Here is a 5,191-nt window from a genome sequence, read left to right as displayed (position 1 = left end):
CGATCGCGAGAAAGCCTTGGTGCAACAGGTCGTGGTGCGCTGTACCAATACAATTTACGGCATTGACCCAGGTAGTACGAACATCGCGCTCCTAGATGAGCCCGAAGCAGGTATCAGCCGGGCTAGAGTCACCTTTTTCATTTTGGGCTCAACAGAAAATTCAATCCAGATTCGCAAGCGTCTGCTGGAACTAGCTAATGAGCGGATCTCAGATGAACTCAAGGACTACGGTATTGAATTCGAGATGCTTAATGAACCCACTATTTATGTCGAATCCCCAATTACGCTCTAGGTTGCGTGGTGCATATGATGTCGAGTCGTCACCCCATAGCCCTCACGGACGGACGTTCCTGAATTTCGATAGGATTTGCGCGCACAAACTTTGAGCGAGAAGCTCGCCATGTATTCACAATCAGGGTAATGTGAGCAAACGTCCCACATTACGATGCCATATCTTCATTCAGCAACGCCCACGTAAGATTAGCTGATGGCTACGTGAGAGACCTATCCTGTAGCTCTTGAAGTCGTATAATTCCGCCAGTTTTACATGGGGCTTCAGCGCTTCTAGCTAGAGGTTTCTATGCTGACTCAGTAACACTGCTCAGAGGAGGTTTCTGACTCATGGGGATTCATCGATTGAGATAGGCTAAATTCCTCACGTAGCCGCTGTCCAAATTTCTCGCCAGAGTTGGTGACCATTTCCAGACCGCGCCGGATACCCCACTCGACGACAATCTTTAAGCAAGCCAAACGCTCTGCCGTGCTCATGGGATGTCGGAGCACATCTAGAACATATTCTCGCAGCTTGATTAGACCGACCATCCTAGCCGATCGCTTGGCTTTGGGATTGTAGAAACTTTGTCGGGATGTTTGGTCGGCAATGCGACAGAAGCTATCGGCATGGTCACGACGGGAAAATAGATAGTCTTCAACGTAGCCCACATCGCTCTGCATCAGCATTTCAGACAGAAAGCTGCGATCGTCGCCTGGAAAGCCTCTGAAGAGTTTGGTTTTTTTAACCAGGTGCGATCGCATCACGCCATGAACCTCTGGCAAATAGCCAGCCCACAACATGCGCCATAGTCGTTGACTAGGACTAGAGCTGGTTAACCGCACTTCATAGTCAAGATTGCCTAGGAGATGACCCTCTTCGTCAATTTGATAGGAGCGGCAATGGGCAACCCCAACCGATGGATTGTCCTCCAGAAGCTCGATGCATTGACGTAGATAATCGGGTGCTAAGAGGTCATCATGAGACGCCCACTTAAAGTAGGGAGCATCCCCAGGCTGAAAGACAAGATTGTGATTGCCAGACGCCCCTACATTCTCAGGATGACGTTGGTAGACAATGCGACTGTCTTGAGCAGCATATCTGCGACAGATTTCTTCTGTTGAATCGGTTGACGCATTATCTCCAATCACTAACGTAAAGTCCGTTAGGGTTTGAGCCAAGATTGATTCGATGGTTTCTGCAAGATACTTTTCGCCGTTGTATACAAGTAAACCAACTACAACCTGAGGATGAGTAGCTGCCATGGTATGAATGCCTTTGGGGTAAACATTTAAATGCAGGTGAGTTAACCTCTGGTCTGAACCTAGATATCCTCTGTCTATCACGGTTGATGCAAAGGACAGTAGGCAGAACAGGATTTGTTAACCCATCAGTCTCTCCACTATTGGAGCAGAATCAAAATCTATACTTGTGCGAAATTATGCGGATACTTGACCTAGATGACTCAACATCAAACAGCCTAACTACGTTGTCTCAAGCATTGAACTAGGATAGGATTCACTAGCTTTCAGTCTATTGTTATCCCTTTTTTTGAATCAATACTTGAATGATAAGAAGCTTAAGCGCAAGCACTTAAAACCGACCTACCATCTCTGAAACCCAGAAAGATAAGCTGCAGGTCATACTTTTTCACGATCCTAATAGACAGAGATGTCTACCGATCGCTTGGTTTAAGGTACAACAATCACGCTTAACATGATCCAACATAGCTCTGCGGCATGACTATACCGTTGGGGCTATCCTGACTTGATCATGTAGAGGTGAACGTTACGTAGACGCTAGTATAGAGCTATGCCTGATAGCCAATACAACATGTAGAGCGACCCTAATTCCCGATATCTTTACGGTAAAAGATTGCCTTCTCCGTACAATCTCATAAAAAACAGCTAGATTTCAACCCTGCCCTAAAGCTTTTATAGCTCCTTTACCGCAAGTTTACCATCCCTTTATAGATGTCTGCTTTGGTCATCTCTGATTGTAAACATCGGCGTTGCTCCATCAAGGTGAGTTTGACAACGCTATGCGTAGAGTTTTCTATGCATGGGCAGCCCTAGAGATGCTTAGGCTGGGGGCGATCGCAGAAGTTTAAACTGTTCAGTAGCAATTTCATATTAGTTCATCTATATGAAGAAAGTAATGAAACAGGATGCTGTGACTACGGCGTCCATCAGCAAGCGGGATGTTGATGTGTCTAAACGTCATAAGTATAATAATTTCTATGTCGATCTACGGACTTTTTCTCCGGAGATGTAGGCAGGGGAAGCGTGAGTTAATCCCATCTTCATAAACGTTGTACGCTGAGCTTGTGTGATTCGTTGCATAGAGTCCAGGCAATAGCCGAGGGAGTACTCTACATCCTAGGGTGCTGTCTGCCAAAATATGAGAAGCTAGGCCGTTGTCTTAGCCCCATGTTCAGCCAGGCAGATATCCTATGGACTTGATTTTGTGTCATACCACCGCAGATTTTGACACCTTAGGGGCTGCTGTGGGGCTAACTCACTTGCTGCCCGGCGCTCGGATTGTGTTGACTGGGGGATGTCATCCTGGCGTGCGGGATTTCTTGGCCTTGCATCGCGATGAATATGCGTTGATTGAACGGCGGTCAGTCACAATCGCGACGGTGCGATCGCTCAGTGTTGTAGACACTCAGTGGCGCGATCGCCTTGGGAAGGCAGCGGAATGGCTGGATTACCCTGGCTTAGAGATCACGGTCTATGACCACCATGGTTGTGATGAGGGCCCCATGGGTGATATTGCTGCAACCCATGCTCAGATTGAGGCGGTGGGCGCAACGACTACGTTGATTGTGGAGGCGTTGCGGCGGCGGCAGGTGGAGGTATCTGGCACGGAGGCTACCGTTATGGCCTTGGGCATCCATGTGGATACTGGCTCGTTGACCTTTGACCATGCCACCCCACGGGATGGGGCGGCGCTCACTTGGTTGATGGAACAGGGAGCTAGCCAACGGGCGATCGCTGACTATGTGGAGCCAGGCCTATCCTCAGAGTTGCAAGACCTGTTGCCCCTAGCCCTCGATCAGATCACGGTGGAGGAGGTGGAGGGCTATGCCCTGGCCTGGGTAATGCTGGAGGTGGAGGGCTATATTCAAGGGCTCTCTAGCTTAGCGTCGCGGCTGCTGAGTTTCATCGATGTGGATGTCTTGCTGCTGGCGACTCGCTATCAAAGCGGTGAGGAAGAACGACTGACGGTGATTGGCCGATCGCACAGCAGCAGCGATCGCCTGCATTTGGGGGATCTGTTTCGTCCTTGGGGTGGGGGTGGCCATGCCCGCGCGGCGTCGTTGAGTTGGCGGGGGCAGGAGAGCGATCGCGTGTTAGCTAGTTTGGTGGAGCAACTACGGCAAGCGGTGCCCCATTCTCCCACGGCGCAGGAGTTGATGTCATCGCCGGTGCGTACCATTCGCCCAAGTACCACCATTGGAGAAGCCCAGCGGATTTTACTGCGCTATGGCCATTCGGGACTCTCGGTGGTGGATGAGGAGAGTTGTCTAATTGGCATGATTTCCCGGCGGGATTTGGATATTGCTCTACACCATGATTTTAGCCATGCTCCTGTGAAGGGTTTTATGACCACGCAGTTGAAGACTATCGCGCCAACAACGACACTGCCGGACATTGAAGCGTTAATGGTGACTTATGATATTGGGCGATTGCCGGTGCTGGATGGGAAAAATTTGGTGGGGATTGTAACGCGGACGGATGTGTTGCGCCAACTGCACCAAGAGAAAGCCTTGAATGCTAGACCCGATCTAGATGTCTTGTCTGGACAGGAAAGTATTGTAGCCCAAGATAAGGATATACTCGGGGGGCGATCGCTGGTGTCTTGTCCCCTTCCTGCTACGGTGCAGCGCTGGCTCCAGCAGCGCCTCTCCCCAGAATTGTGGCAGTTGCTGGGGGCGATCGCTCAAGATGCAGAGGCGCGGGGCTGGCAGATTTATCTTGTGGGCGGCGCGGTGCGGGACTTGTTGCTGAATGAAGGAGCATCGGCGCTGCGCTTGGAGGATATTGATCTGGTGGTGGATGGGGTGCAAACGTCGGCGGATGGGGCGGCGGGAGTAGAATTGGCGCGATCGCTGCAGGCAGACTATCCCCAAGCACGCCTGCAGGTACATGGCCGCTTTCAAACGGCAGCCCTACTCTGGCACCAAGATCCTGTATTGGGATCGCTGTGGTTGGATATTGCTACGGCACGCACGGAGTTTTATCCTTACCCGGCAGCGAACCCCGAGGTGGAGGCGAGCTCTATCCGTCAGGATTTGTATCGCCGAGATTTCACCATCAACGCTATGGCAATTCGGTTGACATTACCGCGTCCTGGGGAACTGTTGGACTTCTTCGGCGGGTTACTTGATTTGCGATCGCGTCAGATCCGGGTGCTGCATCCCAATAGTTTTATTGAAGATCCAACGCGGATCTTTCGAGCCGTGCGCTTTGCCGTGCGCCTAGACTTCACCCTCGATTCCCAAACCGAGGGCTATATCCGCCATGCGATCGCTAGCGGTATCTACCATCGTATTCAGATCGAAGTCGATAAAACTCCGGCGCTACAAACCCGCCTCAAACAGGAACTTCGGTATATTCTCCAGGCTTCCTACTGGCGACCTGCCTTGCGACTGCTGGCGGATCTGGGTGCCCTATGCTGCATCCATCCTAAGCTAGCGTTAAGTGATCGCCTTTGGAAGCAACTGCAGTTGCTCGATCGATGGCTCAAGCGATTTGATCACCAAACTCAAGTATCCCATTGGCAGGTGTTACTGGAAGTTTTGATCGCTGATTTACCTGAGGGCGATCGCGGCCGCATTGCCAGCAATCTTCAACTGCCGGCCGATAGTATTGAACGTCTAACTCAGCTCCATCTTAACCGACAGCATATTTTGAC

At 50.8% G+C, this 5,191-nt stretch carries 3 protein-coding genes; 2 read left to right on the top strand and 1 reads right to left on the bottom strand.

Features of this window, described 5'->3' with window-relative positions; translation table 11 throughout:
- Window positions 1–292, top strand: a 292-nt coding sequence (locus V6D20_01720) for a hypothetical protein (GenBank protein HEY9814514.1), incomplete at its 5' end; no start/stop codon positions are given.
- Between the two features lie 296 nt (window positions 293–588).
- Here V6D20_01720 and V6D20_01715 read toward each other — a convergent pair.
- A complete protein-coding gene (locus V6D20_01715) occupies window positions 589–1,536 on the bottom strand; it encodes a glycosyltransferase (GenBank protein HEY9814513.1) in 948 nt (315 codons plus the stop codon).
- Between the two features lie 1,187 nt (window positions 1,537–2,723).
- Between V6D20_01715 and V6D20_01710 the strand changes: the two genes are divergently transcribed.
- Window positions 2,724–5,191: CBS domain-containing protein (locus tag V6D20_01710; GenBank protein HEY9814512.1), on the top strand; the 2,468-nt coding region annotated here is incomplete at its 3' end.

The sequence above is a fragment of the Candidatus Obscuribacterales bacterium genome (assembly GCA_036703605.1).
Lineage (GTDB): Bacteria > Cyanobacteriota > Cyanobacteriia > RECH01 > RECH01 > RECH01.
Note: the sequence above shows the minus strand (reverse complement) of the source record. Positions and strands in the feature narration are given on the sequence as shown.

Coding starts and splice junctions, on each gene's coding strand:
- V6D20_01715 (HEY9814513.1), bottom strand. CDS start 1,536: ATGGCAGCTACTCATCCTCAGGTTGTAGTTGGTTTACTTGTATACAAC.